The sequence below is a fragment of the Ensifer sp. 4252 genome, from assembly GCF_050434565.1.
Classification (GTDB): Bacteria; Pseudomonadota; Alphaproteobacteria; order Rhizobiales; family Rhizobiaceae; genus Ensifer.
This window is the reverse complement of the sequence record NZ_JBNDIU010000013.1, coordinates 82,960-102,028: the sequence shown is the minus strand read 5'-3', so window position 1 is coordinate 102,028 and position 19,069 is coordinate 82,960. Positions and strand designations below refer to the sequence as shown.

The window sequence follows — 19,069 nt, the reverse complement described above, 5'->3', positions numbered from 1 at the left end:
CCGCATCAAGGGAAGACCAAAGTCAGCGAAACTGATCCTGACTTGAACAGCTAAAGAGCGCGAGTGCTCTCAAGCGTCTACTTCAGAACTGTACGCCGCCCCGTAGGGAGAAAGAATAAGCTGGCATCTGAAACCTCCCTGATCTGTTGCCGGAAGTCGAGTTATAGGCGAATCGCCCGCAACCGCCAAGCGAGGAAATCTAGCCATACCGCCAAAGCACAACCGGTGCGGCTCGTTTGCAACAGTTGTACAGACCGCATCAGGGTTTACGGCGACACGCTCTTCGTAGCAGAGTAAACCGTCGGCCGATGGCGGGATCAACCCGCCGGGATGACGATAATGAGGGAGGGACCGCGCAAGTTTTTGCCAGAGAAAGCAGGCGCTGGTCGTGGTGGCGTGAAGTGTTGAAGTTCCTGTTCGTCGTTCTTGCTGCGTTGCAGCTGCTGGCTTTTGCCGGCTTCGCCATGCCCGTGACCGCTGCGCAGGCAGCCGAAAAGCAGGACCTGGTGGTTGTAACCTCCTACCCACCATCCTTCTTCGAGCCGTTTAGACGGGCGTTCGAGAAGGCCAACCCCGATATCCGCCTGTCGATCATCCAGCGCAACACGGCGAGCGCCACACGCTTCGTCATGGAGAAAGCAGATGTTCCGGCCGACATATTCTGGGCCTCGGCCACCGATGCTTTCGAACTTTTGAAGCGCGGCGGCGAACTGCGCCCGATTGCGCCGCGCCAGACGGGGGCGGCCGAAAAAGTCTTCGGCTATCCGGTCAATGATCCCGAGGGCTATTATCTGGGCTTTGCGCTGTCCGGATACGGCTTTGTCTACAATCAGTCCTATCTTGCCCAGAACAAGCTGCCGGTCCCGAGAGACTGGCAGGACCTGCTGAACCCTGTTTATTCCGGCCAGATCGGCATCACCACGCCGTCGCGGTCGGGCACGACCCATCTGATCGTCGAAGCACTGCTGCAGACCTACGGATGGGAAAGGGGCTGGGCGATGCTGTCCCAGCTCGGCGGCAATCTGTCGACCGTTACCGCGCGCAGTTTCGGCGTTGCATCCGGTGTCGCCCAAAGGCGCTTCAGCATCGGCATCACCATCGACTTCCTCGCCACTGCGCCTGATTTCGCCGACGCCGGCAACGTGTTCATCCTGCCGCCCGACACCGTGTTCGTGCCGGCCAGCATCGCGATCCTGTCCCGGGCGCGCAATGTTCCCGCCGCCGAGCGCTTCATCGATTTCGTTCTGTCCGAAGACGGCCAGAAGGTGCTGTTGCTGCCGGCCATCGCCCGTATTCCTCTCAACCCGGCGCTCAACAAAGGACTATTGCCCCAAGAGAGTGGTGACGGCCTGCTGAAATACAGCGGTTTCGACGCGGCGCTGTCGGCCCGAAGGTACGGTCTCGTCAATCTGGTTTTCGACGACTATATCGTGCGCCGCCGGGCGACGCTTGCCCGGCTCTGGAAAAGGGTGGCGGATCTGGAAGCGATCGAGATCGAGGACGCGCAGCAGCGCAGCATGCTTGCGAGAGCCCGGCGTCTGCTCGGCACGCCGCCGCTTTCGGCAAGTGATATCGAGAATGCGGACGAATCGCTCAAGGCGGAGTGGCCGCGCAGCATTGCCCGCTCGCCGGCGCATACCGCGCTGACGCAGAGACTGCGCGCCACGATCGAACGGAATCTGGCGACAGCCGAAATGCTCCTGTCCTCCGTCGGGCGACCGGCCACAGATCTGCAGCCATGGCGGCAATGATGGGCCAATCGATAGACCCTGCTGCCGGTGTGCGCCGCTGGCGCTTCGGCATCGGTGCGCGCCTTGTCCTTGCTTTCGTCGCGATTGTCGGGCTCGCCGTCGGCGCCTGCCTTGTCGGCTGGCTGTCCTACGAGCGGTTGTCGGGTGAATTGTCACAGATCGCGGAAGACCAGATGCCGCAACTCGCTTTCGCCTCGCGGCTCTCGAAGGCCGGCGCTGACATCGGTTCGGTCACAACGGTTCTCGCAGGAGCCGAGACACGTGCCGAGTATAACGAGATCCGCAACAGCTACGCGGCACGCCTCACCACGCTGCGCTCGCTGCTTGGGGAAAACGACACGAAGTCGGAAGCGACCGATCTTCTGCCGCTGGCCGAGGCGATCGGCGAAAACCTCAATAAGATCGACCTTGCCGCAGGCAAGCGCTTCACCCTTCGCGAAGCGATGCGCTCTGACATCGACGAGTTGCGGTGGGTCCAGGCGGACCTTCTTGAGGAGGCCGACCCGCTCGTCGACGATATTCGCTTCAACATCGAAGCCGAGACACGCAACGGCCACGGGGCGGCAGCGCTTGCGGAACAGCAGAAAAGCGAGGCGTTGCTGACGGCAGTGTCGCAGGCGAACCTGGCGACCGGGTTGATCGGCCGGCTCGTCAACGCCACCACACAAGAGGAAATCCAGGAGACCAACGCCTTCCTGGGCGATAGTGCCGACGAGCTCGCAAGCCGCATCTCCAGCCTCGATAACTGGCCGGACAGCATCACCGTTCGCCAGCTGGCGCGCCGCATACTTGACCAGTCCGACGTCTCGACAGGTATTCCCAATCGCAAGCGCTCGGAAATGATCGAGGCGGCAAAGCTCTTAGAGCTCGCCAGCCAGAACGGCCGCCTGGTCGACGACCTCGGACGCAGGATCGAAACGGAAGTCGTGGCGATCGAGACAAGTGCCGCTGCCGCCGCACAGCGTGCCGCCGCGGCTATCGAAACCGGGCGCAGCCTGCTCGTCGCCATCGCCGTTCTTTCGGTACTGCTCGCAACCGCGATCGGCTTCTTCTACGTCTACCGCAACCTCCTGGCGCGCATCCGGCTTCTGTCGGCAGCCGCCGGCGCAATCGGCAGCGGACGGCCGGCAATCGCGATCCCCTCACCCGAAGCAGACGAACTCGGCGATCTCGCCCATGCCCTCGTCCTGTTCCGCCAGACACGTGACGAGTTGATCCAGTCGGCAAAGCTCGCGGCGCTCGGGCAGATGGCGGCGGGCATTGGCCACGAACTCAACCAGCCACTGGCGGCCCTTCGGGCCCAGATTCATAACGCCACGACCCTGATCGGACGCGGCAAGGGGGAGCTGGCGGTCACCAATCTCGACAAGATGAAGGGATTGACTGGACGCATGGCCGACCAGATCAGCCATATCCGTCGCTTTGCGCGCCGGCCCGACGCACAATTACGGCCCGTCGACCTCACGGCAGCGGTCCGCGACGCGCTCAGTTTGCTCGAACATCGGTTCGAGGAAGAGGCTGTCGAAATACAACTGCGCCTGCCGGAGGACGCCGCCGTCATGGTGATGGCCGAGCCGGTGCGGCTCGAACAGGTGGCGGTCAATCTCATCGGCAACGCGTTGGACGCCGTCAAAGGCAGGCAAATGCGCCAAGTGCATGCAACGATCGAGCGGGCCGGCGTCGATGCCCGGCTGGTCGTCGGCGACACCGGCAACGGCATTGCCGCTGATGACGTCGCTGCCGTCTTCGACCCGTTCTTCACCACCAAGCCGGTTGGTTCCGGCCTCGGTCTCGGGCTCTCCATTTCCTACAATATCGTCAAGGACTTCGGTGGCGAGATATCGATCCTTGAAACCAGTGCGCATGGCACGCAATTCCTCGTATCCCTGAAAGGCCCGCAATGACGTTGGACCCGGATATCATCCTGATCGACGACGATGCCAGCGTGCTTGAAGCCTGCTGTCAGGTGCTCGAACTGGAAGACCTCAGCGTGTCGCCGCACGGTTCGGTGACATCGGCGCTCGCCGACCTTCGCGCCGACAGCCGCGCCGTCATCGTTTCCGACGTGCGGATGCCGGATCACGACGGCTTCGACCTCGTTGCCGCGGTGCGCAAGATCGACCAGGAAATCCCGATCATCCTCATGTCCGGGCACGGCGACATCCCGATGGCGCTTCGTGCCATGCGCGACGGCGCATGGGATTTTCTGGAAAAGCCCGCCGATCCTGTGCACCTGATCGAGACCGTGCGCCGCGCCCGAGACCATCGCCGCCTGCTGCTCGAAAACCGGCGGCTGCGGCTGTCGGTGGAGGACGACGGCTGGGAAACGCGGCTGATCGGACACTCCGCGTCGATGGTTGCGTTGCGGGAGAAGCTGAAGCGCATCGCGGCGGCGGTGACCGACGCGCTCATCATCGGCGACACCGGCACCGGCAAGGAAGTGACTGCGCGCGCGCTCCACGATTTCAGCGGACGCAAGGGGCGGTTCGTCGCCGTCAATTGCGGCGCCATTCCGGAAACCATGCTGGAATCGGAACTCTTCGGCCATGAAGCCGGCGCCTTTACCGGCGCGCGTGAAAAGCGCATCGGCAAGATCGAATACGCCGATGGCGGCACGCTGTTTCTTGACGAGATCGAATCGATGCCGCTGGCCGCCCAGGTCCGACTGCTGCGCGTGCTGCAGGAGCGCGTCATCGAGCGGCTCGGCTCCAACGTCGAGCGGCCCATCGACATGCGCGTCGTGGCGGCAACGAAAGCGGATCTGCACGAGGCTGCCCGAAGGGGCGACTTCCGCGAAGACCTCGCCTACCGCCTCGATATCGCCCGGGTGGAGCTGCCGCCGCTCGCCCAACGCAAGGGCGACGTCGGCCTCTTGTTCCAGCATTTTCTTGGACTCGCCGCCAGAAGGCAGGGCCGCACGCCGCCATGGGTGAGCGCCGAGCTTCTGGCCGAACTCAATGGCAGACCGTGGCCCGGCAACGTTCGCGAACTGCGCAACGTCGCGGAGCGCTTCGTGCTCGGGCTTGAAGACCGCCCCGATGTTGACCGGGCGGCGGCAGGCGGCGAGACGCTGGAGGTGCAGATGGACCGGCTCGAGCGCGCCATCCTTCTCGACAGCCTGGCCAGGCACGACGGACGCGTCGGGGCGACGGCGGATACGCTCGGCATCTCGCGCAAGACGCTTTACCTCAAGATGCGCAAGTTCGATATCGCCGCCCAGAACGATGGCGAGGCCGGCTGATGTTACCGGTTTGACCCCACCATTCTGCTGGGTTGTTACCGTTTTTACCCATCAGGCGGCCAAGATCCTTGATGGCCGGCGATTATCAATCTGGCACGGCGCTTGCTCTTAATAGATCGGACACCAGACACGCGGTGTCCCTATTGGGAGGAGATACCTATGTTGAAGACCATTGCCGCGGCGATGTTGATGTCGGCTGCCTTCGTTGTGACGGTTCACGCCCAGGACGGCGGGAAAGTCACGATCGTGACATCGTTTTCCAAAGATGTGACCGATCCGTTCAAGGCGGGTTTTGAGGCCGCAAACCCCGGCTTCACCCTTGACGTCCAGAACAAGAGCACAAGCTCGGGCGTCAAATACATCGATGAGACCAAGGTGAACAACCAGGTCGACCTGTTCTGGGCATCCGCCCCGGACGCGTTCGACAGCCTCAAGAGCCGCGAGCTGCTGGCCAAGTTCACACCTTCGGTCACGGGCCTTCCGGAAAAGGTCGGCTCCTATCCGGTGAACGACAAGGACGGCTACTACTTCGGCTTTGCCGCCTCGGGTTACGGCATCATGTCGAACGACCGTTACCTTGAAGCCAACGACCTGCCGAAGCCGGTCGAGTGGAGCGACCTGACCAAGCCCGAATACCACGATCACATCGCGATTGCCGCGCCCTCGCGTTCGGGCACGACCCACCTGACGATCGAGACGATCCTGCAAGGCGAAGGCTGGGACAAGGGATGGGCGACGCTGAAGGGTATCGGCGGCAACCTGCAGCAGGTGACCGAGCGTTCCTTCGGCGTGCCTGACGCCGTCAACTCCGGCCAGACCGGCATCGGCATCGTCATCGACTTCTTCGCCTTCTCGGCGCAGGCGAGCGGCTTCCCCGTCTCCTTCGCCTACCCGTCCGTCACGACAGTCGTTCCGGCCAACATCGGCATCGTCGCCAATGCGCCGAACCAGGCTGGCGCTGAAGCCTTCGTCAACTACCTGCTTTCGGAAAAGGGCCAGGCCGTCCTGCTCGAGCCGGCGATCCGCCGTCTGCCGATCAACCCTGCTCTCTACGAGAAGGCACCGGAAGGCTTCCCGAACCCGTTCAAGGATCCGCGCTTCCAGTCGATGATCACGTTTGATTCCGACGTCTCGAAGAAGCGCACCGATGTCGTCGATACCCTCTACGACCAGTTGATCTCGTTCCAGCTCGACAACATCAAGGGCGCCACCAAGGCGATCCATGACGCGGAAAAGGCAGTTGCAGCCAACGAGCAGGCACCTGCCCGCGCGCTCCTGACGGAAGCCCACGCTCTGATCGCCGCCATGCCGATCACGGCTGAGGAAGCGGCCAGCCAGCAGATCCGCGACGCCTTTACCGGCGGCGAGGAAAAGACCGCCCGCCAGGCGGAGCTCGAGCAGAAATGGGCTGCCTTTGCGACCGAGAAGTATGCCGCTGCCAAGGCCAAGGCCGAAGAAGCGCTGGCTCTCGTCGACTGACACCGGCCGAAGAGGCCGCCTGCTCTTGGCGGGCGGCCATCCCCGAAAACAAATACCTTCGCCAAGCCTGAAGCGCCTGTCAGTCAGCTCTGAGAGATCGGAACCGATCCGGGGGCGATTGTGCAGCAGTCGAAAGCGTTGCACCAACCCTTGCGGTCCAGAGACGCGGGGCGCCGTAGACGCGTCAGGCTTGTCGACCAAAATCCGGAGTCTGCCCCATGGCGCTCGTTCAATCCATTCCCATAAGACGCGTCTCGGCCAAGCCCGGACAGATCTTTGCGATCTCGCTGATCGCGCTTTTCCTCGCCATCTTTCTGGTCATCCCGGCCGGCACGGTCATCTACACGGCCTTCACCGAGAAGGGCACCGGCGCGCTGACGATCGTCAACTTCGTCGATTTCTTCAACACCGATCTCTTCCGGCGGTCGTTCTTCAACTCCGTCTACGTCTCCGGCATGTCGGTGATCTGGGCGAGCGCGATCGCGCTTCCGCTTGCGGTTTTGACCACACGTTTCGATTTCCGCGGCTCGCTGATCATCCAGACGCTCGGTTTCGTGCCGCTGATCATGCCGCCGTTCGTCGGCGCAGTCGCCATGCAGTTGCTCTTCGGCCGCAACGGCAGCGTCAACCTGATCCTCAATGACTGGTTCGGCATCCGTATTCCCTTCATGGAGGGGCTGAACGGCGTCATTTTCGTGCAGTCGCTGCACTACTTCCCTTTCATCCTCATCAATCTGTCGACCAGCCTGCGCAACATCGACCGCTCGATGGAAGAGGCAGCCCAGAACCTCGGCTCGTCCGGCTTCCGGCTGTTTCGCCGCATCGTCTTCCCGCTGGCAATGCCCGGATATCTCGCCGGCGCATCGCTGGTTTTCGTCAAGGTCTTCGACGACCTGGCAACGCCGCTGCTTCTCAACGTCAAGGACATGCTGGCGCCTCAAGCCTACCTTCGCGTCACCTCGGTCGGCCTTACCGATCCGATGGGCTATGTCATCTCGGTGATCCTGATCGCCGTCTCGATCTTCGCCATGTGGCTGTCAGCGGTCGCCATGCGCGGCAAGGACTATTCGACGACGCAGCGCGGCGGCGGCGGACTTTCCCGTCGCAAGCTCAGCCGCGGCGAAAGCGTCATTGCCTATGGCGTCGTCGGCCTGATCCTGCTCTTGGTGCTGTCGCCGCATATCGGCCTGCTTCTGTTGTCGCTTGCGACAGTGTGGTCTTTCAGCCCGCTTCCCGACGCCTATACGGTCGCGCATTACGGCCGCGTCTTCGGCGAAAGCTCGCTCTACATCAAGAACACGCTGATCTACGCCAGCCTCGCCGGCCTGATCGACGTCGTCATCGGTGGTGCCATCGCCTATCTCGTCCTGCGCACCAAGGTCGTTGGCCGCCGCTGGCTCGACTGGGCGGCAACCGCAGCGCTCGCCATCCCCGGCGTCGTGCTTGGCATCGGCTATCTGCGCACGTTCTACGGCATCACGCTGCCGGACGGCACACCGCTTGCGACCCTCTGGGTGATGGTAGTGCTGGCGCTTGCCATCCGTCGGCTGCCCTATGCGCTCAGGGCCTGCTACGCGGCGCTGCAACAGGTGTCGGAATCGCTGGAAGAGGCGGCTGAAAACCTCGGCGCCACCAAGCAGCGGACGATCCGGCGCATCGTCCTGCCGCTGATGACGGGCGGCCTGCTTGCCGGCTTCGTCACCAGCTTCTCGACCGCTGCCGTCGAGCTGTCGGCAACCCTGATGCTGATCCAGAGCAACTCGGACGCGCCCATCGCCTACGGGCTCTACGTCTTCATGCAATCGCCGGCGGGTCGTGGCCCGGGTGCAGCCCTCGGCGTCATCGCCGTCATCATGGTCGCACTCTGCACCCTGCTCTCGCACTACGTCATCGAGCGCCGCCAGAAGGCGCTCGGCGTGGCGAAATAGAAACTCGGGAGGAACAACATGACTGTCAACATCAACAGCGCTGCGCTCGCGGTCGGCCCCGCCAAGGCGATCAGCATCAGCGACGTCAATCTCTACTACGGCGCGCTTCACGTGCTGAAGGATATCAATCTGGAGATCCAGCCGGGCGAATTCTTCGCCTTTCTCGGCCCGTCGGGCTGCGGCAAGACCACGCTTCTCCGGCTGATCGCCGGCTTCAACAATGCCCGGCAGGGCAAGGTCGTCATCGGCGGGCACGACGTGCTCGACATGCCCGCGTGGAAGCGAGACATCGGCATGGTCTTCCAGTCCTATGCGCTCTGGCCGCATATGACCGTTGCCGCCAATGTCGCCTTTGGCCTCGAGGAGCGTCGCCTGCCGCGCGCGGAAGTCGAACGCCGGGTCCAGGCGGCACTCGAACTCGTCGGGCTGAAACATCTCGCCGACCGCCGCCCATCGCAGCTTTCCGGCGGACAGCAGCAGCGCGTCGCGCTCGCCCGCACCATCGCCATCGAACCGAAGGTGCTCTTGCTCGACGAGCCGCTCTCCAACCTTGACGCCAAGATGCGCGTCGAAGTCAGGCGGGAGCTGCGCGACCTGCAGCAGCGGCTGAAGCTGACGACGATCTTCGTCACCCACGACCAGGAGGAAGCCAACACGGTCTGCGACCGTATCGCAGTCTTCAACGAAGGGCGCATCCAGCAGGTGGGAACGCCGATGGGGCTCTATGAGAAGCCCGCCAACCTGTTCGTTGCCAATTTCCTCGGCACCGCCAACATCCTTGACGGCACCGTCTCGGGTTCCGGTACGCAGCGCACGTTCGAGGTTGCAGGTGCCGGCTCCATACCGATCCCGGCGGGTGCGTCGGTGCCAACAGGTGCCAAGCTCGTCTTCCGGCCGCAATATGCGACCCTCGGCACACTGGAGCCGGGTGCCGTTGCCTTAACCGGCACGATCGCGCATCGCGAGTTCCTGGGCGCCACCGTGCGCTATGGCGTGCAGGTCGGGACCGCGACGGTGCTGATCGACGCGCCGTTCCATTCGGGCGAGACCCTGCTCGAGACCGGGGCCACGACGACACTCGGCCTCAAGCCGTCCTCGGCGCTCTGGCTTGCCGAGTGAGCAATCGGACATCCGCCGGCCATTCTCCGGCGGGTGTCCTTCTCTTTTCATTTCCGGCCGGCGCTCCGCGCCGGCGAACTTCGAGCATGTCATGACTTCCCATCTTCCAAACATCATCCTCATCCGCCACGGCGAAACCCAATGGAATGTCGCCGGTCGGCTGCAAGGCCGAAAGGATACGCCGCTGACGGCGAACGGCGTCCGACAAGCGCTCGCCGTCGGGCTGCGGCTGGCCGAAAGAATAGCCGGTGAGACGAGGCTCAAATTCTGGGTCAGTCCACTCGGGCGTGCGCGCCAGACGGCATCGATCCTGGCCGACACCTGGTCCGTTCCCTTCGAAGAATTCACCCATGACGAAGCGCTGGTGGAAAGGGCTTACGGCTCCTGGGAGGGGCGCGCCCACGATGAGATCGAGCGGGACCTGACGCATGAATACGAGGCGCATAGCGTCGAGCCGTGGGATTACGCCATGCCCGGCGGCGAAAGCCGGACGACGCTCGACGCCCGCCTGCTCACCTGGCTGGCGACGCTCGACCGCGACAACACCCACGTCGTCGTGACCCATAGCGGCTGCGTGCGCGCCCTTCGCGGCATCTATACCAAGGCATCCCGCGAAGAGATCCTTGCCTATCGCGAACCGCAAACGGTTTCCTTCCTGCTTTCGGCCGGCCATGAAACGATGATCGGAATTCCGCTCAGCATTCTGCGCGCGCTCGGTTGCGAAGGCGAAGGCCGCACCGTCTGGATCTGACCGCCGACGGTTTATTCCAGTTAAAGCAGACCCCGCCGGCATGGCGGGGTTTGTGTTTTTGGAAGGCGGCAGTGAACTGCCGTCGTGATCGGTCTCTAGAAGCGAACCTTGAGCCGAGCGTTGACACCGTGATCGGACACACCGGAACCGATCTGCCCGGCATAGCTGACGCCAAGCGTCGCCGCGGGTGCGATGTTGAAGTCAACGCCGGCCTCGACGATTGCCGCATCCCTGGCGATCGGCGCCCCGACAACCGAGAAGTCATCGCCGCCCGAGAAGGCCAAGGCCGAAGTCGGGATGACATCGCCGAAGGCATGGCGCCAGCCGACGGTGCCGCGCATCGTCGCGACCGTTTCGCCGAAGGCGACATCGCTCGATGCGCGAAGGCCGATGGTGGTGAAGGTCGCGTCGGTGTGATCCGCCGCACCGGCAAGCGCGGCGGCACCCCCACTCTCCCGGAACGCATCCGTGTCGAGGTTCAGATAGGCGAGATTGGCAAAACCTTCGAAGGCGTAGCGCCCGGTCTCCATCGCATAGCTCGCCTCCCCGAAGAGCTGGGAAGTCCGAGCGTCATAGGCCGCTGACAGGGTGTCTTCGAACCCGGGTAAAAAGACGCTTCTCGTCGTCTCGATGCGGTGCCAGCTGTGAGTGGCGCCCGCCGTCAGCGACAGCGCGCCGATCTGCGTGCCTGCGTGAACGCCGATATGGTAGTTCTCGCTGTCGCCCGATGAGCGGCGATCGGCGACGTCGAATGAGGAACGGCTATAGCCGCCGAGCAGCCCGACGCGCCACGTGTCACCGACGAGGCCATCCATGCCGGCGAGGAAGCCGCTTGTGTTTCGATCGAATGCCGCGGCATTGCCGTTGCCATCGGTCTCGCCCCAGGTCCCGAGGGCCAGGCTCCAGAAAGCGAAGCGGTCCGTATCCGGCGCCACGCTTTCAATGCCGCCTTCGCCATAGGCAAGCACTGGCGTCGCCTTGCCGTTGTCATCGCCGAAGGCCGAACGAATGCGGTTGGTGGCGGCATCGCGCAGCAGCAGACCATCCTGCAGCAGCATGCCCTTGGCCGAGCTATGGATTTCGCCTGAGAGCTGATCGAAAGCGGTTCGCGCCTGAACCTTGTCGAGGTTGACGAGAGCAGTATAGGCCGCATTCGTAAAGCCCAGGCTCTCGGCGCCGGCGGCGGCAGCACGCTGGTTCGCCGTCTCGGCGACATCGTCGAAACGGATGTCGTTGCGGCTGAGCGTCAAGGTGACGTCGTTGGCGCCATAGGCAAGCATCGGATCGAGGAACGCAAGGCTGGAGGCGACATCGGCAAACGTCCCCGAAACGCCGCCATTGGCGGACAGGATCGTGTAGGCCGTCTGCGGCGCATAAGCGTTGCCGCTGGCCAGCGCCAGCACCGAGCCACCGTTGAGGATTGCCTTGCCCGTGGCCGCGATCTTGTCGCTCTCGCCCTTCTCATTGGTCTCGACATGGTAGGCCGACCCGGCGGCAAAGGTAATGTCGCCGCTGACGTTCAGCGTGCCGATCGAGTTGCCGGGCGCAATCACGCCGCCGGTTGCCACCGTCATGCTGCCGATGGAACCGACGCCGCCGATTGCACCACCGACCTCGATGGTCAGCTTCGAAGAAGACGCGATCGAGCCTTGAACGGACAACAGGCCGGATTTGACGACGGTCTCGCCGGTGTAGCTGTTCTGGCCGTTCAGTACCAAGGCGCCCGCGCCGAGCTTGGTCAGGCTGCCGGTGCCGGATATCGCCCGGTCGATCGCCACGAAATTCTGCGCGTCGACGATGTCGAACGAGCCGCCGGCACCTTCGAGCACGATGTCACGGTTGAGCTGGTGCATCTCCCGCCCGGTGACCCGCAGCCCGCCGCCATCGAGCCGCAGTTTCGCGTCCGCATTGCCGAGCGCCGCATCCTCGTTGACGATCACCGTGCCGCCGTCGGCCACGCGCATTTCGCCGATGAAGGAATGATCGTCGATGCAATAGTCGCGGATCGCCTGCTGGAAGCGCGGATCCGCGCTGGCGCAGTCGAGCAAGGTCTTCTTTTCCGTGTCGGTCAGGCCCGCGAGGATCGGCAGACCGTTCTCGTCGGAAATCTGACCGAGATAGATATCATTGCGCATGTTGTTGCGGCTGAGGACGAATTCCTTGCCCTTTTCATCGAAGGTCGCAGCCTTCTCGCCCCAGACGACACGCGTCTTGGCGGTCGCCGAGGCGGGATCCGTGTAGGTCTCGAGCACCGGCCCTACCCAGCGCAGCGTATGGGCCACGGGCTCGTGGTCCGAAAGCGGCGTCTTGGAACCGTCGGGATTGGTCACGTAGCTGACATCGGTGATCACGCCGGAATAGGGATCGTTCGGATCGTCGTTGATCGTCCACCATTTGCCAAACGGCCGCGATGCCAGGAAATGGTCGATCTTGACGCGGTGCCAGCTCGCCCAGACGTTCGTCGGGTCTTCGCCGTGGGATGGCCAGGTAACGCTGCCGTCGTTCAGGCCATGCGGCGTAAACTGTTCGCGCTCGCCCGGAAGCTGCAAGAGCTGGTACTGCTTCTTCAGGATGTTCATCGTCTGCGGCAGGTTGCCGTTGACGGGGTACATTTCGTCGGCAAACAATCCGGTCGGCACGATCGAGGCGTTGATCGCCGATGCGGTCTTGCCCTTCCACTGCGCGATATAAGTGTCGAGGGCTTGCTGGTCCTTGGCATATTCACGCAACAGGCCGAGATAGAAGGCGTTGTTCGGGCTCTTCACATAGGTTTTCAGCAGCAGTTCCTGCTGGCTGATCGAGTGCAGCCCGCGCTCGGAAACGTCGCCGGCGTTGAAGTCACCCGTGAGGATGACCGGCCGTGTCTCACCCTTGGCCCATTTGTTCAGGCCCTTAGCCTCTTCGATGCGGTTGGTCGACGGATCGTAGTAGTTGAGGTGCGTGGTGCCGACCACCGTCTGTGGCTTGCTGACGGTCGGATCGACGACGGTATAGGTGGCGATGTCTCCAAGCGTGTTGACACCGTAAGTGCCGGGCAGCCGCGAGAACACGCCGACGTCTCCGTCCTGGCGGGTGCCATAGGTGCCCAATCCCGCATTCTTCAGGATATTCGGAATGTCGCGGGCATAGGTGCTGTTCGCCCTGAATTCCTGGAACGTCAGGATGTCGTAGTTGCCCTTGATGAAGAAATCCGACATCACGCTCGGATTGGCCTTGAACCGATCAAGCCAGGTGTTGAGCGTCAGGATCTTGAGGCTGTCGTCCGCCGCCCCGGCACTTGCCGCCGAAAGGGCCAGGCTGGTGCCGCAAAGAAGCAGTGCCGTCGCAAGGCGAAGCGGCTGCCGCAGGCGCGCAAAAGCCGCTACCCCGCGGAGGTCATGTCCACGTTGTCTCATCGCATAACTCCAAATGTCGCGATACGCTCACGCGCTGTCACAATGCTTTCATCGCGATGCTATTGATGACAGGAGCGTTTGCTGGAAAGTACGATTTGGACCATTACCGATGTTGAATGTCAGTTTTGCAACATTTTGGTGGGCGCGATAAAATTTCACACAACAGACACGCCGCTCCACAATTCTCTTGGAAACGACGGCCGGCGCCATGGTAGCAAGACATGATCGGGACATTCGGGATGAGGGTGATGGACGACCAGGCCGCCGGCGGCGAGGACAAGAAGACGCGGCGTCAGATGCAGCTTCTGCGCTACCTCGAGAAGAACCACTACATCTCGATCGAAGAAATCACCGGGATGTTCGACGTGACGACGCAGACCGCGCGGCGCGACATCATGGCGCTCGAACAGGGCGGAAGGGTTCGCCGGCTGCACGGCGGCGCAACCATCGCCACGCCGGTGGATCCGGCAATCTACCGGCAGCGGCGCGTCGATAACGCGGCGTTGAAGGAAAGGATCGGCCAGCTCACGGCGGATCTGGTGCCGGATGGCGCGGCCGTCTTCCTCGACACCGGCACGACCTGCGAAGCGGTGGCCCGCGCCCTGCTCAAGCGCCGTGACCTGCGTGTCGTGACCTACAGTCTGCGCGTCGCAACGACACTCAGCGAAAGCAGCAATTTCGCAGTCGCCGTGCCTGGCGGCTTCGTGCGCCAGGTCGATGCCGGCGTGTTTCGCGAAGAGACCGCCGATTACATCCGAAAATTCAAGTTCGACATCGCCGTCATCTCGGTCAGCGGCATCGATCAGGATGGCGACATCGGCGACGACGATCACGCCGAAGTCGCCGCCGTCTCCGCCGCGATGAAACAGGCCGAACGCATCATCCTTGCCGTCGACAGCAGTAAATTCTCCAGGCGCGCGCTCGTACGCCTCGCCTCGCTCGCCGATGTCCACGCTCTCGTCACCGACAGCCTGCCCGACGCGGGCATCGTCGCGCTGCTGCAAAAGCACGGCGTGGCCATTCACCACTAGCCGCCTGGGCACAATGCTCTTTAGACGACGACCAAACCTGACGAGCAAACCGTCATGTTCCGCCCCCGCGCCTTGGCATCGAGCAATGAGGCATCGGCCCGCGTCAGGAGCGTCGCCACCGTGCCCTCGCGCGGCGACGACGCAATGCCGATCGACACCGACACGGAACCGAGGATGCGGCCGCGATGGGAAAGCGGCGTCGTGCCGATCTTGTCGCGCAGGCGCTCGGCGAATTCAAAGCCCGCCGCCTCGCTCATTTCAGGCAGCAGCATCGTGAATTCTTCGCCACCGAAACGATAGGTCGTTCCCAGCTCACCGGCCGCGTCGAGCATGATCTGGGCAACGTATTGCATCACCACGTCGCCGGCATCGTGGCCGAACTCGTCGTTGAAGCGCTTGAAGTGATCGATGTCGATCATGAGGCAAACGAGCAGCCGGCCCGCCCGCTCTCGCAATTGCCTGTTCAACGCCTCGTCGAGGCAGCGCCGGTTGAGGAGGCCCGTCAACGCATCGCGGACCGCGAGATTCGTCAGCTTCTCGCGCAGTTGCAGATTGGCGACGGCCAGGCCGATATTTTCCGCGATCAGCTCGAGATAGAGCCGCGACGTCTCGACAGCCGGCTGCTCCGGCGAGCGCTCCTCGAAATAGAGCAGACCGATCGTATCGCCTTGCGCCGTCAGCGGCACGCACAGTCCGGCCACATCGCTCTCGTCCAGATGCTGGCAGGCAATATCGCTCTGGCCGCCATTGCTGACATGCGGCCGGCCGCGGCGCAGCCCCCAGCAGGCGCTTGACGGAAAGGTGTCGGCCGAATGTTGCGGGTCGAGCCAGGTGCCGACAAGTGTCAGCGACGTTCTGTTGTCGTTCAGCACATAGAGGTGACCGGCAAGATTGGGGAAGATTTGCGGCGCGAACCGCGCCACGACCTCTGCCAGTTCCTCCTGGATCTGACAGGCCTGCAGTCGGTGCATCATCTGCAAGATCAGGTCCTTGGTCTGCTGATCGAGCCGCCGCTCGGCATCGAGCCGATCACGCTCCAGCCCGTTCGTGCGAAAGATGTGGATCGCCTCGTTCATCTCGCCGATCTCGTCGCGACGACGATCGAGGGGGACTTCCACTTCATAATCCTGCTTGGCAAGCCGGGTGACGATGCCGGTCATGCGCACGAGCGGCATGGCCACGCGGCGCTTGAGCACGAAATAGAGCACGCCCAGGAAAAGCGCCGCCGTCATGGCGAGCATCGTTCGGGCGGCAATGCCGAACCAGTCACTGCGTTCCTTGGCCTTTTCCAGCACTGCACCGGTCCTGGCCTTGGTCAGTTCGCGAAAGCGGACGACCGTTTCAAGCAAGGCAGTCTGCAGCCGGTCATGCTCGGGACCGAACAGCATCTGCTGTGCTCCCGCCTGATCGCCCTTCTGATAGGCAGCGATCGCCGCCACCTCGATCTTGTCGAGGGCCTCCGCTTCGCGCTCTATCTCCTGAAGAGCCGCCAGTTCTTCAGGCGAAGCGCCGAATTCGCGCACGTTCCGGATCGCCACCTCATGCATGCGCTCCTCTTCTTCCTTGCCATGGAACCGTTCGAGGTGGCGCAAATCGCCACGCATCACATAAAGGCGCGCAGCATCGCTTCGTTCTTCCGCGCCAAGTGCGAGATCCTCACCGAGCGTGTCGAGCACCAGATGCTGCTCGGCCGCCTGCCGCTCCTCGATCGCACTGTTCGTCGACAGGATGAACGCCGCACCGGACAATCCGGTCAAAAGGACCGTGACGCCGTAGGCCCAGTTTGTGATCGCATTGATTCTCATGGGATGATCTATAGCCGATGCCGATGGAGAGCGGATTAAGCGCTTCGGCGTCTTTTGGCGACAGTTTTTCTGCAGGTACTGGCTGGGCGCCCACTGCAGGACATCGTCATACCGGCCCGCCGAGACGCGTCCAATCGACGTACCCCTTCCATTCCACGCTTCTTCCGGTCTTCGATTTCTAGGAAATCACGCCGCAAACAACGCTGCCCCTACGGTCCATTTTGGAACGTGCGAACGGCATCGGGACCGGCTGTGGCCGATCCCGATGCCGTTCGCACGAATGTTTCGGCTAAAGCCCGACTACCATTTCTTGCTGAGCTTCAGGGTGAATGTGCGGCTTTCGCCATAGCCGCACACCGAAAGCCCCTGGCACCCCTTCACATATTCCTTGTCGAAGAGGTTGGAGACATTGAGCGATGCCGCCCAATCGTTCTTTTCATAGCGGATCGCCGCGTCGACCAGTGCGGCCGAAGAGACCTTGCGTGTGTTCTCCGCATCGGCCCAGGATTTGCCCTGGTATCTGACGCCCGCGCCAAGGCTGACCCCCTCGAGTGCCCCTGACGGCACCGTATAGTCGAGCCAAAGCGATGCCTGAGTGTTGGGAATGAGGTACGGCGTCTTTCCGACCAGTGCCGTGTTCGCGTCTTCGGTCACCTCGAGATCGATGAAATCAAGGCCGGCGATCAGCTTCCAGTCTTCGTTGAGGTTGGCCTTGCCCTCAAGCTCGATGCCGCGGGAGCGGACCTCACCCGTCTGGGTGGAAATGCTTGTCAACGGGTTGGTCACGAGCGCATTACGTTTGGTCAGCTGGTAGAGCGATGCGGTCAGCACGCCATCGAAGAAGGTCGGCTCGTACTTGATCCCGACTTCGACCTGTTCACCTTCCTGCGGCTTCGTATGTCCGGTCGCGGTCACCGCGACGATCGGGTTGAAGAACGTCGCAACGCTGACGTAAGGGGTCAGGCCGTTCTCGAATTCATAGGCAAGGCCAGCGCGGCCGCTGAAAGCGCCTTCGTTGTAGCTGAAGGTATTGTCTTGCGTCGGAGCCCAGAAGGTCGCGCCGTTCCTGGTGTTGGTGTCCACATAGTCGTAGCGGCCGTTGAGCGTGACGAGCCAGCCCTGACCGAACCTGATCTGATCCTGTGCATAGACGCCCAGCTGCTGCTGCGTAACCACCTGATTGATATAGATGGCGTTGGCGGGTTGGGGGGCACCGTAGATCGGATCCGTTGCACTGATGGGCGTTGCGGCCGACGACGCCTGAACATGGTCCAGCCGGTAATACTTGTAGTCCAGGCCAACGAGCAGCGTGTGGTCCAGCACACCTGTCTCGAATTCTCCCTCGACACGGTTGTCGATGGCGAAGGTATCGACCTTCGATGTCGCCTCGAACCCCAGGCGATAGAGGAGATTGTCCGGGGTGGCAGGCACCGGCGACGACGGGAAGGGTAAGCTCGGATCGTAGTAGCCGTAGGTATAGGGGCCGTTCTCATGCTTGTAGAGATGGCCGTAGCGCAGGTTCTGGCTGAATTGCCATCCACCTTCGAACTCGTGCTTGAATTCATAGCCGACCATCTGCTGGACATAGGTGCCCTCGTCCAGATCCGGCTCGCCAAAAAATGCATCGCGATCGATCTTGCCGAAAGGCGCATCGACGACCGTGCCGACATAGGGAAGGAAGCCGTTGCCGACATGCACCTGATCGAGGCCCTGCAGAACGCCATAGACCGTCAGACTGGTCGCATCGTCAGGGGCGTAGGTGATCTGCGGAATGAGGAGGCCGCGCAGATCGTTCGAGAAGTCGGTGTAGGTGTCCCCGCCCGACACTTTGCCGGTGACGCGGTATCGGATGGTGCCGTCGTCCGTCAGCTTGTCGTTGATGTCGAAGCCGGTGAAGGCATTGCCGTCGCTGTTGATGCCGATCTCGGTGTAGTAGAGCGGCTCATCGAGCGGCCGCTTGCTGATCAGGCTGATGATGCCGCCGGGGTTGGCGCCGCCGTAGAGAACCGACGCCGGACCCTTCAGCACTTCAACGCGCTCGAGCATGAAGGGGTCGATCTGGAAGCCGCCGAAGCCGAAGCTGAAGAGCGATAGACCGTCGAGGAACACGCCGGTCTGCGTCGCGTCGAAGCCGCGGATATAGTACCAATCCGTGTCCGCATCGACACCGAAAGGCTCAGTGGTCACGCCGGGCGTGTAGCGCAGAGCCTCGTCGACCTTGTTGACCACACCGCGGTCATCGAGTTCATCGCGACCAATGACGGAGACGGACTGGGGAATTTCGGTGATCGGCGTGGCCGATTTCGAACCCGTCGTCGTCGCCTTGGCAACGTAGCCGTCAACGGGACCCGTGGCCTCGTCGCGTGCACCCTGTGCCTGCACCTCGATCTTTTCGAGCTTCGTGGCGCCACTATCCTGGGCGACAGCCGCCGTCGACACGAGCAGCGCGATACCGGCAACGCCGTTCGCAAGAAGTTCTATCAAACGCACACTCTCACCATCACGCTGCATCGTATCGTCGCCCCTGCTTGCCGGACCCGCCATCCCCACGGCATATGGCCCGGCTTTC

At 62.6% G+C, this 19,069-nt stretch carries 11 protein-coding genes; 8 read left to right on the top strand and 3 right to left on the bottom strand.

Features of this window, described 5'->3' with window-relative positions:
* Positions 1-401 precede the first annotated feature (401 nt).
* The 7 genes from ABIE33_RS22270 (at position 402) to ABIE33_RS22240 (ending at position 10,269) form a co-directional block, all read left to right on the top strand.
* A complete protein-coding gene (locus ABIE33_RS22270; protein WP_429129562.1) occupies positions 402-1,751 on the top strand; it encodes an ABC transporter substrate-binding protein in 1,350 nt (449 codons plus the stop codon).
* A complete protein-coding gene (locus ABIE33_RS22265; RefSeq protein ID WP_429129559.1) occupies positions 1,751-3,655 on the top strand; it encodes an ATP-binding protein in 1,905 nt (634 codons plus the stop codon). Before ABIE33_RS22270 ends, ABIE33_RS22265 begins: the two co-directional genes overlap by 1 nt.
* Complete coding sequence (locus ABIE33_RS22260; protein ID WP_429129557.1) at positions 3,652-4,992, top strand: sigma-54-dependent transcriptional regulator; 1,341 nt, start codon at positions 3,652-3,654, stop codon at positions 4,990-4,992. Before ABIE33_RS22265 ends, ABIE33_RS22260 begins: the two co-directional genes overlap by 4 nt.
* A gap of 159 nt (positions 4,993-5,151) precedes the next feature.
* Positions 5,152-6,471, top strand: coding sequence for an ABC transporter substrate-binding protein (locus ABIE33_RS22255; protein WP_429129555.1), 1,320 nt, complete (start codon positions 5,152-5,154; stop codon positions 6,469-6,471).
* 218 nt (positions 6,472-6,689) lie between these two features.
* The gene (locus ABIE33_RS22250) at positions 6,690-8,399 is read left to right on the top strand and encodes an ABC transporter permease (protein WP_429129552.1); all 1,710 of its coding nucleotides are present in this window, start codon (positions 6,690-6,692) and stop codon (positions 8,397-8,399) included.
* Positions 8,400-8,417: 18 nt separating this feature from the next.
* Positions 8,418-9,518 carry an ABC transporter ATP-binding protein gene (locus ABIE33_RS22245; RefSeq protein ID WP_429129549.1) on the top strand — a complete coding sequence of 367 codons (1,101 nt, stop codon included), beginning with the start codon at positions 8,418-8,420 and terminating at the stop codon, positions 9,516-9,518.
* 91 nt (positions 9,519-9,609) lie between these two features.
* Positions 9,610-10,269 (top strand): histidine phosphatase family protein, encoded by a 660-nt coding sequence (locus ABIE33_RS22240; protein ID WP_429129547.1) that lies wholly within the window; start codon positions 9,610-9,612, stop codon positions 10,267-10,269.
* A 95-nt stretch (positions 10,270-10,364) separates the two neighbouring features.
* On the opposite strand, the gene ABIE33_RS22235 is transcribed toward ABIE33_RS22240, so the two are convergent.
* Positions 10,365-13,664, bottom strand: a complete 3,300-nt coding sequence (locus ABIE33_RS22235) for an autotransporter domain-containing protein (protein WP_429129545.1) — start codon at positions 13,662-13,664, stop codon at positions 10,365-10,367.
* A gap of 239 nt (positions 13,665-13,903) precedes the next feature.
* On the opposite strand from ABIE33_RS22235, the gene ABIE33_RS22230 reads away from it, so the two are divergent.
* Positions 13,904-14,695 (top strand): DeoR/GlpR family DNA-binding transcription regulator, encoded by a 792-nt coding sequence (locus tag ABIE33_RS22230; protein WP_429129778.1) that lies wholly within the window; start codon positions 13,904-13,906, stop codon positions 14,693-14,695.
* Positions 14,696-14,715: 20 nt separating this feature from the next.
* Here ABIE33_RS22230 and ABIE33_RS22225 read toward each other — a convergent pair whose 3' ends face one another.
* The gene (locus tag ABIE33_RS22225; protein WP_429129542.1) at positions 14,716-16,500 is read right to left on the bottom strand and encodes a diguanylate cyclase; all 1,785 of its coding nucleotides are present in this window, start codon (positions 16,498-16,500) and stop codon (positions 14,716-14,718) included.
* 300 nt (positions 16,501-16,800) lie between these two features.
* A complete protein-coding gene (locus tag ABIE33_RS22220) occupies positions 16,801-19,011 on the bottom strand; it encodes a TonB-dependent siderophore receptor (RefSeq protein ID WP_429129539.1) in 2,211 nt (736 codons plus the stop codon).
* Positions 19,012-19,069 lie beyond the last annotated feature (58 nt).

Coding starts and splice junctions, on each gene's coding strand:
- ABIE33_RS22265 (WP_429129559.1), top strand. CDS start 1,751: ATGGGCCAATCGATAGACCCTGCTGCCGGTGTGCGCCGCTGGCGCTTC.
- ABIE33_RS22260 (WP_429129557.1), top strand. CDS start 3,652: ATGACGTTGGACCCGGATATCATCCTGATCGACGACGATGCCAGCGTG.
- ABIE33_RS22255 (WP_429129555.1), top strand. CDS start 5,152: ATGTTGAAGACCATTGCCGCGGCGATGTTGATGTCGGCTGCCTTCGTT.
- ABIE33_RS22250 (WP_429129552.1), top strand. CDS start 6,690: ATGGCGCTCGTTCAATCCATTCCCATAAGACGCGTCTCGGCCAAGCCC.
- ABIE33_RS22245 (WP_429129549.1), top strand. CDS start 8,418: ATGACTGTCAACATCAACAGCGCTGCGCTCGCGGTCGGCCCCGCCAAG.
- ABIE33_RS22240 (WP_429129547.1), top strand. CDS start 9,610: ATGACTTCCCATCTTCCAAACATCATCCTCATCCGCCACGGCGAAACC.
- ABIE33_RS22235 (WP_429129545.1), bottom strand. CDS start 13,664: ATGAGACAACGTGGACATGACCTCCGCGGGGTAGCGGCTTTTGCGCGC.
- ABIE33_RS22230 (WP_429129778.1), top strand. CDS start 13,904: ATGAGGGTGATGGACGACCAGGCCGCCGGCGGCGAGGACAAGAAGACG.
- ABIE33_RS22225 (WP_429129542.1), bottom strand. CDS start 16,500: ATGAGAATCAATGCGATCACAAACTGGGCCTACGGCGTCACGGTCCTT.
- ABIE33_RS22220 (WP_429129539.1), bottom strand. CDS start 19,011: ATGCAGCGTGATGGTGAGAGTGTGCGTTTGATAGAACTTCTTGCGAAC.